General features: G+C 67.7%; 13 protein-coding genes, 1 pseudogene and 1 riboswitch. Of the genes and pseudogenes, 6 read left to right on the forward strand and 8 right to left on the reverse strand.

All coding sequences use genetic code 11. The features are described from left to right. The 4 genes from VJ655_RS20195 to VJ655_RS20210 form a co-directional block, all read right to left on the reverse strand. Positions 1–1,344 (reverse strand): FAD-dependent oxidoreductase (locus VJ655_RS20195; protein ID WP_324114255.1); only part of this gene is annotated, 1,344 nt, incomplete at its 3' end. Between the two features lie 26 nt (positions 1,345–1,370). Continuing rightward, the gene (locus VJ655_RS20200; protein ID WP_414647013.1) at positions 1,371–2,591 is read right to left on the reverse strand and encodes a nitrate/nitrite transporter; all 1,221 of its coding nucleotides are present in this window, start codon (positions 2,589–2,591) and stop codon (positions 1,371–1,373) included. Between the two features lie 234 nt (positions 2,592–2,825). Next, positions 2,826–3,968: a CmpA/NrtA family ABC transporter substrate-binding protein gene (locus tag VJ655_RS20205; protein ID WP_324114257.1), complete on the reverse strand. Its 1,143-nt coding sequence runs from the start codon at positions 3,966–3,968 to the stop codon at positions 2,826–2,828. Next, positions 3,965–4,537, reverse strand: a complete 573-nt coding sequence (locus VJ655_RS20210; RefSeq protein ID WP_324114259.1) for an ANTAR domain-containing response regulator — start codon at positions 4,535–4,537, stop codon at positions 3,965–3,967. The genes VJ655_RS20205 and VJ655_RS20210 overlap by 4 nt, the downstream gene beginning before the upstream one ends. Before the next feature lie 243 nt (positions 4,538–4,780). Here VJ655_RS20210 and VJ655_RS20215 point away from each other — a divergent pair, with 243 nt between their 5' ends. The 3 genes from VJ655_RS20215 (at position 4,781) to VJ655_RS20225 (ending at position 7,835) form a co-directional block, all read left to right on the forward strand. Beyond that, the gene (locus tag VJ655_RS20215) at positions 4,781–5,245 is read left to right on the forward strand and encodes a DUF4126 family protein (protein ID WP_324114261.1); all 465 of its coding nucleotides are present in this window, start codon (positions 4,781–4,783) and stop codon (positions 5,243–5,245) included. Further along, the gene (locus VJ655_RS20220; RefSeq protein ID WP_324114263.1) at positions 5,242–6,624 is read left to right on the forward strand and encodes an FAD-containing oxidoreductase; all 1,383 of its coding nucleotides are present in this window, start codon (positions 5,242–5,244) and stop codon (positions 6,622–6,624) included. Before VJ655_RS20215 ends, VJ655_RS20220 begins: the two co-directional genes overlap by 4 nt. A gap of 131 nt (positions 6,625–6,755) precedes the next feature. Continuing rightward, positions 6,756–7,835 (forward strand): alkene reductase, encoded by a 1,080-nt coding sequence (locus VJ655_RS20225; protein ID WP_324114265.1) that lies wholly within the window; start codon positions 6,756–6,758, stop codon positions 7,833–7,835. A gap of 22 nt (positions 7,836–7,857) precedes the next feature. On the opposite strand, the gene VJ655_RS20230 is transcribed toward VJ655_RS20225, so the two are convergent. From VJ655_RS20230 to VJ655_RS20245, 4 genes are all read right to left on the reverse strand, one after another. Then, positions 7,858–9,501 (reverse strand): NAD(P)/FAD-dependent oxidoreductase, encoded by a 1,644-nt coding sequence (locus VJ655_RS20230; RefSeq protein ID WP_324114267.1) that lies wholly within the window; start codon positions 9,499–9,501, stop codon positions 7,858–7,860. A gap of 60 nt (positions 9,502–9,561) precedes the next feature. Then, positions 9,562–11,904 (reverse strand): glycoside hydrolase family 95 protein, encoded by a 2,343-nt coding sequence (locus tag VJ655_RS20235; RefSeq protein ID WP_324114269.1) that lies wholly within the window; start codon positions 11,902–11,904, stop codon positions 9,562–9,564. Between the two features lie 113 nt (positions 11,905–12,017). Next, positions 12,018–13,820, reverse strand: coding sequence for an IlvD/Edd family dehydratase (locus tag VJ655_RS20240; protein WP_324114271.1), 1,803 nt, complete (start codon positions 13,818–13,820; stop codon positions 12,018–12,020). Positions 13,821–13,990: 170 nt separating this feature from the next. Further along, positions 13,991–14,749 carry a FadR/GntR family transcriptional regulator gene (locus VJ655_RS20245; RefSeq protein ID WP_324114273.1) on the reverse strand — a complete coding sequence of 253 codons (759 nt, stop codon included), beginning with the start codon at positions 14,747–14,749 and terminating at the stop codon, positions 13,991–13,993. Between the two features lie 298 nt (positions 14,750–15,047). Between VJ655_RS20245 and araD1 the strand changes: the two genes are divergently transcribed. The 3 genes and pseudogenes from araD1 to VJ655_RS20260 all read left to right on the forward strand — a co-directional run. Continuing rightward, positions 15,048–16,058, forward strand: coding sequence for an AraD1 family protein (araD1, locus tag VJ655_RS20250; RefSeq protein WP_324114275.1), 1,011 nt, complete (start codon positions 15,048–15,050; stop codon positions 16,056–16,058). Positions 16,059–16,102: 44 nt separating this feature from the next. Continuing rightward, complete coding sequence (locus VJ655_RS20255; RefSeq protein ID WP_324114277.1) at positions 16,103–17,242, forward strand: aldose epimerase family protein; 1,140 nt, start codon at positions 16,103–16,105, stop codon at positions 17,240–17,242. Positions 17,243–17,477: 235 nt separating this feature from the next. Next, positions 17,478–17,577, forward strand: a riboswitch (glycine riboswitch). Between the two features lie 273 nt (positions 17,578–17,850). After that, positions 17,851–18,281 (forward strand): annotated as a pseudogene (locus tag VJ655_RS20260) (TonB-dependent receptor); the annotation flags it as partial.

The raw sequence follows: 18,281 nt of genomic DNA on the forward strand, positions 1-18,281 counted from the left end.
CAGGCCCTGGGCCGTGATGGCGCCGGTGATCGCACCCTTGCAGACGCCGTTGCAGCCGCAGATTTCCTGCGTGTCGGGCATGGCCGCAACGGCCGCGCTAGGGTCCAGGCCCGAGAGACCCTCCGTGATCGCTTGCCCGAAGATGAGGGTCTCGCGGATCTCGGCGACGTCCGTGCCGGCCCGCATCAGGTCGAAGTACCAGCCGCCGTCGGCCGCGTCGCCGAACAGCACCGCGCCGGCCACCTTGCCGTCCTCGATGACCACGCGCTTGTAGACGCCGCGCGCGGCGTCGCGGAACACGATGTCCTCGCAGCCGTCGCCCCCGGCGAACTTGCCGGCGGAGAACACGTCGACGCCCGAAACCTTCAGGCGGGTCGATAGCACCGAGCCCTCATAGCCGCCCCGCCCGTCCGTCAGTTCGTCGGCCAGGGCCCGGCACATGTCCCAGATGGGCGCGACCAGGCCATAGCAGTTACCACGGTGCTCGACGCACTCGCCGACCGAGAACACGGCCGGGTCCGAGGTGCGCATGGCGTCATCAACGATGATCCCGCGATTGACCTGCAGGCCGGCGGCCTTGGCCAGGGTGGCGTTCGGACGGATGCCGACCGCCATGACCAGCAGGTCGCAGGGCAGGACACGGCCGTCCTTCAGCTTCAGGCCGGCGACCTTGCCGTCGTCTCCCACGATTTCGTCCGAATGCGCGCCCAGCACGGTCTCGACGCCGCGCTCGGCCAGGGCCTCGCGCAGCAGGTAACCGGCGCTTTCGTCCAGCTGGCGCTCCATCAAGACGTCCATCAGGTGGACGACCGTGGCCGCCATGCCCCGGCGCGCCAGACCGTAGGCGGCTTCCAGGCCCAGGAGACCGCCGCCGATGACCACGGCGCGGGCGCCGGGCTTGCCGGAGGCCTCGACCATGGCCTCGACGTCGTCGAGGTCGCGGAAGGTGACGACGCCCTTCAGGTCGGCGCCCGGCAGCGGCAGGCGGAACGGATCCGAGCCGGTGGCCAGGATCAGCTTGTCGTAGGCGACTTCCAGACCGCCCTCGGCGACCACCTTGCGGCCTTCCAGGTCGACCGCCGTGACGGCGCGCCCGGCGTGCAGGGTGATGGCGTTGTCGTGGTACCAGGCCTCGTCGTTGATGACGATGTCGTCGAAGCTCTTCTCGCCCGCCAGCACCGGCGACAGCATGATGCGGTTGTAGTTCACCCGCGGCTCGGCGCCGAAGATGGTGACGTCGTAGCGGGACGGGTCGCGCTTGAGCACTTCCTCGACCGCCCGGCAGCCGGCCATGCCGTTGCCGATGACGACCAGACGCTCCTTGGGCTTTTGGGCCTTGGTCATGGGACTATCTCGCTTGTCGGGAAGGATCAGACGCGGACCGAAACGGCGTCGCCGTGCAGGCTTGGCCAGACGGCGCGCCAGCGGGCCTTGAGACTGAACAAGGCGACAAGGGCGAACAGGGCCAGGGCCGCGAAGCCGATGAAGCCGGACTGGTAGGAACCAGTCATCTTCTTGGCCAAGCCCAGCGTCGAGGCCAGGTAGAAGCCGCCGATGCCGCCGGTCATGCCGATCAGGCCGGTCATGACGCCGATCTCCTTGCGGAACCGCTGCGGGGCCAACTGAAACACCGCGCCGTTGCCGGCGCCCAGCGCCAGCATCGAGAACATCAGCACCGCCAGGGCCATGTAGGCCGACGGCAGCTGGAAGCTCGCCACCGTCAGGCCCAGGGCGGCCAGGGCGTAGACGAAGCTCAGGGTCCGCACGCCGCCGAAACGATCGGCCAGGGCGCCGCCCACGGGACGGATGAACGAGCCGGCGAAGACGCAGGCGGCGGTGAAGAAGCCGGCCACGACCGGGTCCAGACTGTATTCGGAGTTGAAGTACATGGTCAGTGACGAGGCCAGGCCGACGAAGCCGCCGAAGGTCACCGCGTACAGCAGCATCAGCCACCAGGCGTCCGGGACCTTCAGCACGTCCAGATACTCGGCAAGCTTCTTGGGCGCGGGCTGCTCGGGCGCGTCCTTCGCCAGCAGCATGTAGACGACGAAGGCGATGGCGAGCGGGATGGCGGCGAGGCCGATGACCGTCTGCCAGCCGAAGGCTTTGGCCAGGGCCGGCGCGAACAGGGCCGCCAGGGCCGTGCCGGAGTTGCCGGCCCCTGCGATGCCCAGCGCCAGGCCCTGATACTCCTGCGGATACCAGCGCGAGGCCAGCGGCAGGGCGACGGCGAACGAGGCGCCGGCGACGCCCAGGATCACGCCCAGGGCCAGCACCTGATGATAGTTGTGGATTCCGACCAACCAGGCCAGCAGCAGACCCGCCAGCACGATCAGCTGGCCGATCATGCCCGTCTTCTTCGGACCGATCCGGTCGACCAGCACGCCGTTGACCAGGCGCAGCACGGCGCCGGCCAGAACGGGGATGGCGACCATCAAGCCCTTCTGGGCCGGATCGAGGTGGAAATCCTTGGCGATGGCCACGCCCAGCGGGCCCAGGATCACCCAGACCATGAAGCTGAGGTCGAAATAGAGGAAGGCGGCGAACAGGGTCGGCGCATGGCCGGCCTTCAGGAAATCACGGGAGATCATGATGGCCTCGAACGGTTGCGTGTCTGCGAGAGCGGAGCGTCGTCGCTCCGGGTGGCTGACCGCATCCGAGCGGTCCTCTGGCAGCCGCGAACGCCGTTGTCCGTTGGCCTGACGCTAGTGGAGCGCCATGCGCCGGCGCATGTCACGATGCATGATGCGCCGCGGCGCCGCCTCGCTTCGCAACGCACACTTGCCCAGCATTTGCGCAGAGACAGCGCCCACAAAGCAGACAGTTTAGGCGGTAACGCGCCCTATGGCGAAGCCTTGGGCATAGGCGAGGACCGCGTCGGGATCGAACGGCCGGCCGTCGAACAGGCGCGCCTCGACGGGTAAGGCGGCGTCGGCGAAGGTCAGAGCGGGCTCCAGAACCGGCCCCAGGGAGAGCGCCGCCTCGCGATAGAGGTCGGGCCGATAGACCCGGTCGACGAGGCGGTCCAGGTCGCGGTCGGCCTCGAGCTGCCCCCAACGCACCATCTGGGACAGGAACCACAGGCCGTGCTCGCGACGCGGCAAACCGGCGGCGTCGCGATGGAAGATGATTTCGTGATCCAGCGCCCGGGTGATCGCCTCGGGCGATGCGCCCACGCGATCGGGCCGAGCCAGCAGGGCGATTAGGTCGGGCCTGTTTTCCGGCGCGTCGGCCCAGGCCGCGCCTCGAATGATGGCGCGCAGCAGGGCGCGGAGCTCGTCGGGCCTATGCTCGGCCAGCGACGCCGAGACGCCTAGCACCTTGTCAGGGCCGCCAGTCCAGAGTTGCGAGGCCGCCGCGAGGATCCGGCCGACGCCTTCGGCCTCGGCGACGGCGTTCCACGGCGCGCCGACGCAGAAGCCGTCGATCTCGCCCGCCCGCATGCGCTCGACCATGCGCGGCGGCGGGATCACGATCAGGCGCACGTCCCGGTCCGGATCGATCCCGCCTTCCGCCAGCCAGTAGCGCAGCAGGTAGTTGTGCATCGAATAGGGAAAGACCACGGCGAAGGTCAGCAGCCCCTCCCCGCGCCCACGGCGCTCGGCGATCACCTTGGCCAGACCGGCGGCGCTGATCGGCGCACCAGAAAGGTCGGTGGGCGCGCCGCCGATGGCCTCGGCCAGGCGGGCGGAGACGGTGATCGCGCTGCCGTTCCGGTTTAGGGCCATCGGCGCCAGGATCGCGCTCGGCCCCTCGGCCGCCGACATGAGCGCCATCGGCGCCAGCATATGCGCGCCGTCCAGGGCGCCCAAAGCGACCTTGTCGCGAATCGTCGCCCAAGAGCCCTCGCGGACCAGCTCGACGTTCAGTCCCTCGTCTTCGAAGAAGCCCATGGCCTGGGCGGCGAGCAGGGGGGCGCAGTCGGTCAGGGGAATGAAGCCCAGGCGCAGCTCGGCAAGACCGCTCACGAGGCGTCTCCCTTCAGCACGCCCGCGAAGGCCAGGAGGTCGGCCGCCACCGCGCCGATCGGCTTGCCCCGGTCCATGGCCAGCTTGCGCAGCAGCCGATAGGCGCCGTCCTCGTCCAGACCGCGCTCCTTCATCAGCAGCCCCTTGGCCCGCTCGACGGTCTTGCGGGACTCCAGATCGGCCTTGGCCCGGGCCAGGTCGCCGCGCAACTGCCGGGTCAGGGCGAAGCGGCTCATCGCCACGTCGAGGATGGGCCGCACACGACCCGGCGCCAAGCCGTCGACAATATAAGCCGCCACGCCCGCGCGGACGGCCTGCTCGGCCAGCCCCGGTTCCGAGCGATCGACGAACATCACGATCGGGCGGCCCTGGGTGGAGTCCTTCAGGCTGTCGATGGTGTCGCGGTCGGGGCTCTCGGCGGCGATGACCACCACGTCTGGCGCGAAGGCCAGAACCTCGATCTCGTCGTAGACGGCCGAGCGACGCACCTCGAGCGGCTGCACGCCTTCCAGCCCTTGGGCGACGAGCGCGGCCCGCGCGGCGTCTGGATCGATCACGAGCACCCGCATCGCCTCCGTCCTAAGCGGCGGGGCGGCCCGCGCGAGCCCCTTACCTTCCTCCGGAAGATCAAGCTTCGGGGTTTGCCCAAAACAAAGGCGGCGACGCCCGATCTTAAGGCATTCGCCACCCCACCTCCAAGCTGCCCCTGGCGCCCTCAAAGATCCAAGAATGCGATCGAAGCTTGCAATAATCGCGCGCTCGCCTGTGATGTCCTGCGCCCAACAAGCGCGCATCATGAAGCGGAACCATCCATGACCCTTTATCTCCTCGCCTTGCTGATCGGCGTGATCGCCGGTCTTCGCGCCATGACGGCGCCGGCCGCCGTGGCCTGGGCCGCCCGTCTGGGCTGGCTGCCGCTCGCGGGCTGGCCGCTGGGCTGGCTGGGCGGCCTTCTACCCGTCGCGATCCTGACGCTGCTCGCGGCCCTGGAGCTTGTGGGCGATCAGTTGCCCCAGACCCCGAGCCGCAAGGTTCCCGCCCAGTTCATCACCAGAATCCTGACGGGCGCCTTCAGCGGCGGGGCCTTGATGATGCCCAGCGGCCACTGGCTGCGCGGCGTCGTGGTCGGCGCGGTCGGGGCGATGATCGGCACGCTGGGCGGGGCCGAGGTCCGAGGCCGACTGGCCGCCAGGTTTGGCAAGGATAGCCCGGCGGCCCTGATCGAGGACGCCGTCGCCGTCGGCGGAGCCCTGCTGATCGTGGCCTTGGCCCGATGAGCGCCCCGCGCCATTTCGACGCCATCATCATCGGCGCAGGCCAGGCCGGCCCGTCCCTGGCGAGTCGCCTGACCGCGGCGGGCCAGACCGTAGCGCTGATCGAGCGCAAGGACTTCGGCGGCACGTGCGTGAACACCGGCTGCATGCCGACCAAGACCCTGGTCGCCAGCGCCTACGCCGCTCACCTGGCGCGCCGCGCGACGGAGTACGGCGTCGTTCTGGAGGGGCCGGTGGGCGTCGACATGAAGTGGGTCAAGGCCCGCCAGCAGGTCGTCGTCCACAACGCCCGAGGCAATGTCGAGACCTGGCTGCGCGGCATGAAGGGCTGCACGGTCATCGAAGGTCACGCCCGCTTCGAGAGCGCCGATACGGTGCGCGTCGGAAAGGACCTGCTGACCGCGCCCCAGATCTTCCTGAACGTCGGCGGCCGCGCCAACGTGCCGGACATGCCGGGCGTGGATCAGATCCCCTACCTGACCAATGTCGGCATGATGCAGCTCGACACGCTTCCCGAGCACCTGGTCATCGTCGGCGGCAGCTATATCGGGCTGGAGTTCGCCCAGATGTTCCGCCGGTTCGGCAGTCAGGTGACGATCGTCGAGATGGGGCCGCGCCTGATCGGTCGCGAGGATCCGGAGATTTCCGACGCCATCCGCGAAATCCTCGAGGCCGAGGGAATCGCGGTGCGGCTCAACGCCGAGTGCATCCGCTTCTCGCCGCACGACAACGGCGTCTGTGTCCACGTCACCTGCCAGGCCGGCGCGCCGCAGGTGACGGGTTCCCATGTCCTGCTGGCCGTGGGGCGGCGGCCCAACACCGACGACCTCGACCTGGCCGCCGCGGGCGTCGAGACCGACAAGCGCGGCTATGTGGTTGTCGACGACCAGTTGCGGACCAATGTCCCGGGCATCTGGGCCATGGGCGACTGCAACGGCAAGGGCGCCTTCACCCACACGGCCTACAACGACTTCGAGATCGTGGCCGCGAACCTGCTGGATGACGATCCCCGCAAGGTCAGCGACCGGATCTCCTGCTACGGCCTGTTCGTCGATCCGCCCTTGGGCCGCGTCGGCATGACCGAGGCCGAGGCCCGAGCCACGGGCCGCCCCTTGCTGGTCGGACAGCGACCGATGACCCGCGTCGGCCGCGCCGTCGAGAAGGGGGAAACCCAGGGTTTCATGAAGGTGGTGGCCGACGCCGAGACCCAGCAAATCCTCGGCGCGGCCATCCTCGGCCTGAACGGCGACGAGGCGATCCACGGCATGATCGACCTGATGTACGCCAAGGCGCCCTACACGACGATCCAGCGGGCCGTGCATATCCATCCGACGGTGTCGGAGCTGATCCCGACGATGCTGGGCGAGCTCAAGCCCGTTTAGATTTTCAGATTTTGACGGGTGGGCTTTCAGATAAATCTGAACCTGTGTCGGTTGCGGTTGAGGAAAGCGTCGCCAGATAGCTGGCAGACGCCGACGGAGGGTCGGCGCCCCTACCCAAGGGACTGTCCCGAATGCCCAATCTGTTCGACCCGCTGCGCGTTGGCGATCTCAACCTGCCCAACCGCGTCGTCATGGCGCCGCTGACCCGCCTGCGCGCCGGTCCGACCCACATCCCCAACGCCCTGATGGCCGAATACTACTCCCAGCGCGCCTCCGCCGGCCTGCTGATCACCGAGGGCGTGCCGGTGACGCCGCAAGGCGTCGGCTACGCCGGCGTGCCGGGTATCTGGTCCAAGGAGCAAACCGAAGGCTGGAAGCGGGTGACCAAGGCGGTGCACGACAAGGGCGGCCGCATCTTCATGCAGATCTGGCACGTCGGTCGCATCTCCGACCCGTCGCACCTGAACGGCGAGGCCCCAGTCGGCCCCAGCGCCATCGCCGCAAAGGGCCACGTCAGCCTGCTGCGCCCCGAGCGTCCCTACCCGACCCCGCGCGCCCTTTCGACCGAGGAAGTCGCCGGCGTGGTCGATGCCTTCCGCCAGGGCGCGGAGAACGCCCAGGCCGCGGGCTTCGACGGCGTGCAGTTGCACGGCGCCAATGGCTATCTGCTCGACCAGTTCCTGCAGGACGGCAGCAACCAGCGCACCGACCAGTACGGGGGTCCGATCGAGAACCGCGCCCGGCTGCTGCTGGAGGCCACCGACGCGGCCATCTCCGTCTGGGGCGCCGACCGCGTGGGCGTCCACCTGGCGCCGCGCGCCGACAGCCACTCGATGGGCGACGGCAACCTGCCGGCCACCTTCGGCTACGTCGCCAAGGCTCTGGGCGAGCGCAAGATCGGCTTCGTCTCGGCCCGTGAATATGAGGCGGCCGACAGTCTGGGTCCGGCGCTGAAGGCGGCGTTCGGCGGCGTCTACATCGCCAACGAGAAGTTCGACCTGACCAGCGCCAACGCCGCGATCGAGGCTGGTCGCGCCGACGCCATCGCGTTCGGCAAGGCCTACATCGCCAATCCGGACCTAGTGGAGCGCCTGAAGAAGGGCGCGCCGCTGAACGCGCCCGACCCCAGCACCTTCTACGGTTTCGAGAACGGCGCCAGGGGCTACACGGACTATCCGACCTTGGCTCAGGTCAGCGAGCCGGCCGAGTGATCGGCCTCTCCCGCGGCGATCGTCAGGTCGCCGCGGGGATCAGCCCCTCAGCCACATACCGCTGAGCCACCGCCTCGGCGACCTTGATGCCGTCGACGGCGGCCGAGAGGATACCCCCGGCATAGCCCGCGCCTTCGCCGGCCGGGAACAGGCCGGCGGTGTTCAGGCTCTGGAAGTCCTTGCCGCGCGTGATCCGCACCGGCGAGGACGTCCGGGTCTCGACGCCCGTCAGGATGACGTCGGGATGGTCGTAGCCGGCGATCTGGCGGCCGAACACCGGCAACGCCTCGCGCATGGCCTCGACCACGAAGTCCGGCAGGCAGGCCGACAGGTCCGTCAGGGTGACGCCGGGTTTGTAGGACGGCGTGACCTCGCCCAGTTCGGTCGAAGGGCGGCCCGCCAGGAAGTCGCCGACCTTCTGGCCCGGCGCCCGATAGCTGGAGCCGCCCGCCACATAGGCCAGGCTCTCCCACTTGCGCTGGAACTCGACACCGGCCAGCGGATGGCCTGGATAGTCGCGCTCGGGATCGATGCCGACCACGAAGCCGGAATTGGCGTTCCGCTCGTTGCGCGAATACTGGCTCATCCCGTTAGTCACCACCCGACCGGGCTCTGACGTCGCCGCCACCACCGTGCCGCCCGGGCACATGCAGAAGCTGTAGACGGTGCGGCCGTTCTTGCAGTGGTGCGACAGGCTGTAGTCGGCCGCGCCCAGGTCGGGATGGCCGGCGCAGTCGCCAAAGCGGGCTCTATCCATCCAGGACTGCGGGTGCTCGATCCGCACCCCGATCGAGAACGGCTTGGCCTCGATATGGACGCCGCGGTCGTACAGCACCTGGAAGGTGTCGCGGGCGCTGTGGCCCAGGGCCATGACCACATGGCGGGCTGGAAGATAGTCGCCGCCGGCGAGGTGCAGACCCTTCAGCTGGCGCGAACCGTCTGCGCCAACCTCGATGTCGAAGTCCTCGACCCGATGTTGCCACCGGTATTCGCCGCCCAGGCTCTCGATCAGCGCCCGCATGTTCTCGACCATGTGGACCAAGCGGAAGGTGCCGATGTGCGGGTGGGCCTCTGTCAGGATCTCTTCCGGAGCCCCAGCCTTGACGAACTCTTCCAGCACCTTGCGGCCCAGGAAGCGCGGATCCTTGATCTGGCTGTAGAGCTTGCCGTCCGAGAAGGTCCCCGCCCCGCCCTCGCCGAACTGGACATTGGACTCCGGGTTCAGCTCGCCGCGCCGCCATAGGCCCCAAGTGTCCTTGGTGCGTTCGCGCACGACCTTGCCGCGATCGACGATGATCGGTTTCAGACCCATCTGGGCCAGGATCAGTCCGGCGAACAGGCCGCACGGCCCGGCTCCGATGACCACCGGACGCGGCCCATCGAAGCGCTCCGGGGCCTTGGCCACGAAGCGATAGTCGGTGTCCGGCTTGACCCGCACATGGTGGTCGCCCTTGAAGCGCTCCAGGACCGACGCCTCGTCGCGTAGCGCCACATCGACCGAATAGACCATCAGGATCGCCGACTTGCGGCGCGCATCGTGGGCGCGGCGGGCGACCGCGTAGCTGACCAGGTCGTCGGCCGCGATGCCAAGGCGCTCGACAATGGCCGGCGCCATGGCCTCCGGCGGGTGGCCGAGCGGCAGCTTCAGTTCCGAAATACGCAGCATGGCGGGTCTTTAGCCGGAAGCGCGCGGATTGGCCATCCGCGCACGCCCAGCGGCGGCCGATCACGCGCGGGCCAGGACCCCGTCACGAAGGACCAGGCGAACCTGTCGCCCCCGCCTAAGATCCACCTCCAGCATCTTGCCGGCGTGAACGACCGTGTGACGGCCGTCAGCCTTGGCCGTCAGCACCGCTTCGGACAGCCTGCCGCCGGCCCAGCGGACATCAACCCCGACCGCGCCTCGCGCCCTCAAACCCGTGGCGTGACCGCTCGGCCAGGCCGACGGCAGGGCCGGCAACAGATAGATGCGGTCGTTGCGGCTCTGCAGGATCATCTCGGTCATGCCCGAGGTTCCGCCGAAATTGCCGTCGATCTGGAACGGCGGGTGGGCATCGAACATGTTCGGATAGGTTCGTTCGGGACCGAGCAAAAGCTTCAGGATGCCATGGGCGTGGTCTCCCTCGCCCAGGCGCGACCACAGGTTCAGCCGCCAGGCGATGGCCCAGCCGGTCGAGAGGTCGCCCCGCGTGACCAGGGTGGTCTTGGCCGCCGCCGCCAGATTCGGCGTCGTGTCGATCGAGATCTGGTCCGAGGGGAACAGGCCGTAGAGATGGGAGACGTGGCGATGATGGATGTCGGTGGCGTCGGCGTCCCAATCCTCCTGCCACTCCTGAAGCTGGCCGTCCTTGCCGATCTTGTACGGCGCCAGCTTGTCCCGGGCCGTCTTCAGCTCGGCGACGAAGGCCTGGTCGGCGCCGAGAACGGCTTCGGCCTTTAGGCAATTATCGAACAGGTCGCGGATGATCGCCTGGTCCATGGTCGGCCCCGCCACCAGGGAAGCGCCGTGGCCATGGTCGTTCTCTGGCGAGATGGAGGGATTGGTGACCAGCACGCCAAACTTGGGATCGACCACCAGGGTGTCGAGAAAGAACCGCGCCGAGCCCTTCATCAACGGATAGACGCGCGCCAGATAAGCCTTGTCTCGATTGTAGTCATAGTGGTCGTAGACGTGCTTGCAGAGCCAGGCTCCGCCGGTCGGCCAGACGCCCCATGCCGCGCCGTCGATCGGCGCCGTGGCGCGCCACAGATCGGTGTTGTGATGCGCAACCCAGCCGCGCGCGCCGTACATGGCCTTGGCCATCCGCGCGCCCGTCTCCGAAAGGTCGCGAACCAGGGCGATCAACGGCTCGACCAGTTCCGGCAAGCTGGTCGGCTCGGCCGGCCAGTAGTTCATCTCGGTGTTGATGTTGATCGTATACTTGCCGCCCCAGGGCGCGGAGATCTTGTCGTTCCAGATCCCCTGCAGGTTGGCCGGCTGGCCGCCCGGACGCGAACAGGCGATCAGCAGATAGCGGCCGTACTGGTAATAGAGCGCCGCCAAGGACGGATCGTCGGTGGTCGGCGAGGCCTTGATCCGCTCGTCCGTGGGCGCGAGATCGGCGCGGGTGCGGCCGAAGTCGACATCGACACGGCGGAAGAGGTCGCGGTGATCCGCCTGGTGGTCGGCCAGGATCTTCGCCCAGGACTTGCCTGACAGTTTGGACAAGGTCGCCCTGTTCAGCGCCGTCGGGTCGGCGGAGACGTCGTCGTAGCGGCGATAGTTCGTCGCCGCCGCGATGAGCAGCAGCACTTCGTCGGCGCCCTTCACCGACAGGACCCCGCCCTGCCCGCTCACCGTTCCGCCGGTGGCCCGGACCTCGACGCGGCACTCGAACTCGAGCATGGCGGGCACGCCCTGCTGGCTGTCGTTGACGCCGGCCAGCATCAGGCCGCTCCCTTCAACCGCCGGCTTGGACCGCAATGGCGAGGCGAAGCTCAGGTCGACGCTGATCGCGCCCTTGCGGCTGGCCGTCAGGCGCACGGCGATCACGCCGTCCGGCGCGCTGGCGATCACCTCGCGGACATAATCAACGCCGGCGACCGTGAAGCGGGTGGAGGCGATCGCGCCATCGAGGTCGAGATCGCGGACGTAGCCGTCGCCCGACGGCGCCAGGCCTGGAAAGTCCAGCTTCAGGTCGCCGATGGTCTGGTAGGACATCTGCCGCTTTGGAACGCCCATGAACTTGGCCTCGGCCAGCTCGGCGGCCTTGGCGTAGTCGCCCGCGTCGATCAGGCGCCGGATCTCCGGCAAGGCGGCGTTCGCTTGCGGATTGATCGGCTCGTAGGGACCACCGGCCCAGAGCGTGTCCTCGTTCAGTTGCAGTCGTTCAGCCGCCACGCCGCCAAAGACCATCGCGCCCAGCTTGCCGGAGCCAACCGGCAACGCTTCGACCCATTCCTTGGCCGGCTGGCGGTACCAGAGCCTCAACGGCGGGGCCTTGGGCGGCGTCGCGGCGCGGGCCGACGCCGAGGTCACGGCCGATGCGGCGCCAAGGACAGCGAGCGTGGACCGGCGGGTCAGGGTCAAAAGGAACCTCCCAAGTACCTAATTGTATCGCGCCGGACGCGATCCGCCGCGATCACGTCCGGCCCCATCCCGGCCCGCGCGGGCTCGCGGCCCGGAAGTTCCCGGCCCTATCGTCAGTGGTTATCCCTGGGCAGGCCCTTGGTCTGGGCGATGCGCTGGTATTTGACGGCGGGTTCGAGAACGGCGCCGGTTTCCAGCTGGCCGACGACGGCGCGCTGCATCTCTTGCCAGGGCGTCTGACTTTCGGGGATGGGGAAGCCGCCGGCCGCCTCCAAGGCCTTGCGGCGCTCGACGATCTCGGATGGCGAGACCAGCACGTCCACCCGCGACTTGCGCAGGTCAAAGCGCACCTTGTCGCCGGTCTTCAGCAGGGCGAGACCCCCGCCGGCCGCCGCCTCGGGCGAGGCGTTGAGGATCGAGGGCGAGCCGGAGGTGCCCGACTGGCGCCCGTCGCCAATGCACGGCAGCTGATGGATCCCCTGTTTGATCAGGTAGTTTGGCGCTCGCATGTTCACGACCTCCGCCGCGCCGGGATAACCCACCGGACCGGCCCCGCGCATGAACAGGATCGAGTTGGACGTGATCCCCACCGACGGATCGTCGATCCGGTGGTGGTAGTCTTCGGGCCCGTCGAACACCACGGCGTCGCCCTCGAAGGCGTCCGGGTCGTCGGGATTGGACAGGTAGCGGTCGCGGAACTCCTGGCTGATCACGCTGGTCTTCATGATCGCCGAGTTGAAGAGGTTGCCGCGCATGACCACGAAGCCGGCTCGCTCGACCAGCGGCCGCGAGAACGGACGGATGACGTCCTCGTCCTCGATCGGAACGCCGCGGTACTGCTCGCCGATGGTCTGGCCCGAGACGCATTTGACGTCTTCGTGGATCAGCCCCTGCTCGATCAGTTGGCCAAACACCGCCGGCACCCCGCCGGCCCGATAGTAGTCCTCGCCCAGATATTCCCCGGCCGGCTGCAGGTTGACCAGCAGCGGCACGTTCTCGCCCTTGTCCTGCCAGTCGTCGATCGAGAGCTCGACCCCGACATGGCGGGCCAAGGCGTTGAGGTGGATCGGGGCGTTGGTCGAGCCGCCGATCGCCGAGTTGACGACGATGGCGTTGAGGAACGCCTCGCGGGTCAGGATGTCCGAGGGCTTGAGGTCTTCATGCACCATGTCGACGATCCGCAGGCCGGTGCGATAGGCGTTCTCCTGCCGGTCGCGATAGGGCGCGGGAATGGCCGCCGAACCGGGCAGCGCCATGCCCAGCGCTTCGGTCAGCGAGTTCATGGTCGTGGCCGTGCCCATGGTGTTGCAGTAACCCGTCGAGGGCGCGGAGCTGGCCACCAGCTTGATGAAGCCGGCGTTGTCGATCTCGCCGGCCGCCAGCATCTCGCGAGCCTTCCAGACGATGGTGCCCGAGCCCGTGCGCTGGCCCTTGTACCAGCCGTTCAGCATCGGACCGACGGAGAGCGCGATGGCCGGGATGTTCACCGTCGCCGCCGCCATCAGGCAGGCCGGCGTGGTCTTGTCGCAGCCAATGGTCAGCACCACCCCGTCCAGCGGATAGCCGTAAAGCAGCTCCACCAGCCCCAGGTACGACAGGTTGCGATCCAGCCCCGCCGTCGGCCGCTTACCCGTCTCCTGGATCGGATGGACCGGGAACTCCAGCACGATGCCGCCCGCCGTGCGGATCCCCTCGCGCAACCGCTCGGCCAGCACCAGGTGGTGGCGGTTGCACGGCGACAGGTCCGACCCCGTTTGGGCGATGCCGATGATCGGACGCCCAGACTGCAGTTCCTCCAGCGTCAGACCAAAGTTCAGATAGCGCTCCAGATAAAGCGCCGTCATGTCGATGTTGTCCGGGTTATCAAACCAGGCGCGCGAACGAAGGGCGCGGGGCGAAACGGGGTCGGCGCTCATGACGATCCTTGACGACGCTACGCGACGCCGCGCGACCCTGCCCACGCGAAATTCGCGCAACGACTCAGCCGTCGGCTCGCTTTATCATATTTGTCTGACTATACCCGCCACCGGAGAGCGTCAATGACCGCCCGACCCATCCTGGAGAACGCCTTGAGAGCTGGGCAGGTCTACGGGTTTGGCGTTCGCGCGATCGCCGCGCGCGTATCCTCCAGGGCCAGGACGACCAATCGCTCCATGGCCTGGCGGGCCTGGTCCGGACGGGCGGCGGCGATGGCGTCGAACACCTTCCAATGATCAGGCATGGGGTCGCGCGCCAAGGCCCGCCCCCTTTGCTTGAAGATCGTGGTCCAGCGCACCGCCGCGCCGATGCTGCTGCTCAAGGTGAACAGGGGCGCATTGCCGGTGGCCTCGAGGACGGTGTCGTGGAAATCACGGTCGGCGGCCTGCCCCGCCTCGGTCGCCAGGGTCTCGTGCTGCATCTGGACCAAGGCGGCTCGCATCCGCTCCAGCTGGGCGTCGTTGCGGCGCTCGGCGGCCAGGGCGGCGGCGGCCGGCTCGACGATCATCCTCAGCTCGTAGAGCTCCTGGAGAAACGCCTCGCTGGGTTCGGATTCGAAGAACCAGGCCAGGACTTCCGGATCGAGCAGGCTCCAGCGGGCGCGAGAGCTGACGCGGGTGCCGGTCTTGGGTCGGCTTTCGACCAATCCCTTGGCGGCCAGGATCCGAATGGCCTCGCGATAGGCGCTACGGGAGACGTTCAGTTGCTCGCTGGCGTCGATCTCGTTCTTCAGGACATCGCCGGGCTGATGCTGGCCCGAAACGATGGCGATCCCCAGGGTGCGCGCGATCGAGCCGTGGAGACGGCCCGAGAAGCCCTCCTCGCGTTCGGTCTCGGCGCCGTGGCCAGCCCCCCTTGTCTTCGTCACGCGCCTTGCGCTCCAGTCTCGTGGTGGGTTGAGATCAATCGGTCTCCGCCGAGGACTCTAGCGAGAGCATTTGTCGGAGAACAAGCGAATTCGCGCGATCACGCCCCTCGAAAACACCACGACCGACACGCGCAAAGGTATGATAAATCGAGCAATTTTGCTAAGCCGCGAATCCTTGCGCGCCGCCCCGGGGGCCGCTTCCACCGCCTTCGTTCCGCCAAGCCGATCGTCAAACGAGGTTTGACAGGCGCCGTCCGAACGGTATTTGTCGGACTATTATAGTCAAGGAGATCCTCCCGTGGTGTTCCGGTTCGTGCAGTTGAAGACCAGCGACGGCGAAAGACAGCTCGCGGCGGTCGACGACTCCGGGCGCGCACGACGGGTCATGGTCGCTGACACGCTCTACGCCCTCGCGCAGGCCGCCCTCACGGTGAAGGCCACCTTGGCCGAGGCCGCCCAGGCTCGCGAACTTGGCGAGGACATCGATGTCGCCGCGGCCCTGGCCCAAGGACGCGTCCTGGCGCCGATCGACCACCCCGATGCGGCCCACCTGCAGATGACCGGCACCGGCCTGACCCACCTCGGCTCGGCCGAAGGGCGCGACAAGATGCACAAGGCCGCCCTCGCCCAGAAGGAAGGCGCTGGCGAACAGCTGACCGACTCGATGCGGATGTTCCTGATGGGCGTCGAAGGCGGCAAGCCCGCCCCCGGCCAGACGGGCGTGCAACCCGAATGGTTCTACAAGGGCGACGGCTCCCAGCTGGTCGGACCCGGCCAGCCCCTGATCTCACCGGCCTTCGCTCAGGACGGCGGCGAGGAGCCCGAGATCGCCGGCGTCTACCTGATCGGCCCCGACGGCGCGCCGCATCGCCTGGGCTTCTGCCTGGCCAACGAGTTCTCCGACCACGTGATCGAGCGCGGCAACTATCTTTGGCTCGCCCATTCCAAGCTGCGCAACGCGGCGTTGGGTCCGGAGCTGCTGACGGGCGCGCTGCCCGCCGACGTGCGCGGCGCCAGCCGGATCATCCGCGACGGCGTCGTGGTCTGGGAGCAGCCTTTCCTGTCGGGCGAAGCCAACATGTCCCACACGATCGCCAACCTCGAGCATCACCACTTCAAGTACGAGCTGTTCCGTCGACCGGGCGATGTGCACGTGCATTTCTTCGGCACCGCCACGCTCTCGTTCTCCGCCGGGTTCCAGACTCGTATCGGCGACGTGTTCGAGATCGAGGCCGCGCCGTTTCTCTATCCCGCGCGCAACACATTGACCCAGGCCGCCGAGCATCCGGTGACGGTGCGCGCGCTGTAGACGGGGGCGCCAGCCCCTCGACAAGAACAAGACGGAGAGGAAACATGAAGCTGAAGCCTATCGCCGTATGCGGCGCGCTCGTCCTGACGGCGATGTCGACGGCGAGCGCCGCCGAACTTTCGCGCAAACCGTTCGGCCAGACACCTTCGGGCGAGGCTGTCGAAGCCTTCACCCTGACCAACGGTCACGGCGTCAGCGCCACGGTGATCACCTATGGCGCCACCCTGCAGTCGCTGATCGCGCCTGACCGCGCGGGACACAAGGCCGACATCGTGCTCGGCTTTTCCGACGCAGCGACCTACGCCAAGAACGCCAGCTATTTCGGCGCCACGGTCGGCCGCTTCGCCAACCGCATCGCCAACGGCCGCTTCGCTCTGGACGGCAAGACCTACCAACTGGCGGTGAACAACAACGGCGCGGCCGCCCTGCACGGCGGGGTGAAGGGCTTCGACAAGGTCGTCTGGAAGGTGCTGGACGCCAAGTCCGGCCCCACCGCCTCCGTGACGCTGGGCTACGCCAGCCCCGATGGCGACGAAGGCTATCCCGGCGCCCTGAACGCAACCGCGACCTACGCCCTGGATGAACAGGATCAGCTGACGGTCACCTACGGCGCCACGACCGACAAGCCGACCATCGTCAACATCACCAACCACGCCCTGTTCAACGTCGCCGGCGAGGGCTCGGCGGACGGCGCCATGGGCAATGTTCTCACCATCCTGGCCGATGGCTACACCCCGGTGGACGCCAAGCTGATTCCGACCGGCGAGATCACGCCCGTGCACAGCACGCCGTTCGATTTCCGCAAGCCCACGGTGGTGGGCGAACGCATCCGCGACGCCCGCGATCCCCAACTGGTGATCGGACGGGGCTACGATCACAACTACGTCCTGAACGGCAAGTCCGGCGGGGCTCCGCGCTTGATCGCTCGCCTGGCCGACCCGAAGAGCGGGCGGGTGCTGGAGGTTCTCTCCACCGAGCCGGGCGTCCAGTTCTACACCGGCAATTTCATCGACGGCACGTGGGTCGGCAAGAGCGGCAAGATCTATCGCCAGGGCGATGGAATCGCCCTGGAGCCGCAACACTTCCCCGACGCGCCCAACAAGCCGCAGTTCGCTCCTGTGCGGCTGGATCCCGGGCAGACCTATCGCAACGTCATGGTCTTCAAGGTCAGCGTCGCCAAATAGTTCGTCTTCAACGACAAGACAGGTGCGCCGCTGGACAAGCGGCGCGCCTTTTTTTGAGCGACCGGCGCCGCGCCACCGCGCACTCGGCGTCTCGCCCCCACCATTCGCCCGCATTCATTTGACGCGCCCGCACGCGCATTGCCTGCTGGGCTCGCTCTCGCGGGAGAGATCGGGCCTGGCCCGACGCTGAAGGCGCAACCGCCCCGGAAACGCTCAAGCAGAAGGACCGCGCGGGCTTCTGAACGCTGGAAAGCAGGGCGCTGGACGCCCTCGCCGAAGGAGCAAGGCGGCTGCCCCCGCTGAATCTCTCAGGCGCCAAGGACAGCGGGGGTGTGAAGGCGCGCTATCCCAGCCGCCCCGCCCCTCACGTGCGCCATGCGAACCTGACCAAACTCACGACCGTCGCTTCAACCAGAAACCGCCCACGCGATCGTCCATGCGACTTTCGCGAAAAAGCTATTTCAGAAATTCATATGCATATTTCAAATGTTCATAAAGTGAACATAGGTGCACTATCATTTCACTTTGCGATTATATTACGGCCTTCTGAGAAATTCTGAATTTACCCAAAGACGAACCATGGCGACCCTGCCCCCAGTCAAAAATGATTGGGGATAGTTATGACCTTGCGTAACCCTTCGCGCGCGGATAGCCGCTTGCGAGCGCTTCTTCTTGCCGCTTCGATCCTAGGAGGCGCGACGCCCGTCCTGGCCCAGGAGGCCGACAAGGTTTCCGAGGTCGAAACCGTTGTCGTCACGGGCAAGCGCCTGTCCGAAGCCAGCGTGGCCATCGGCACGGACCACGCTACCGCCACGGTCTCGATCACCCGCGAGGCGCTGCTCTCGGCGCCGGCCGGTATCACCGGCCTGAAGATGCTGGAGTCCCTGCCCGGCTTCAACGTCCAGGCCAACGACGCCCTGGGCATGTACGAGTTCGGCAACTCGGTCTCGGTGCGCGCCTTCAACTTCCAGCAGATCGGCTTCCTGCTCGACAACATCCCGATGGGGCGCAGCGATCAGTTCGGCGGCAGCCCGATCTA

The sequence above is a fragment of the Caulobacter sp. genome (assembly GCF_035254145.1).
GTDB lineage: Bacteria > Pseudomonadota > Alphaproteobacteria > Caulobacterales > Caulobacteraceae > Caulobacter.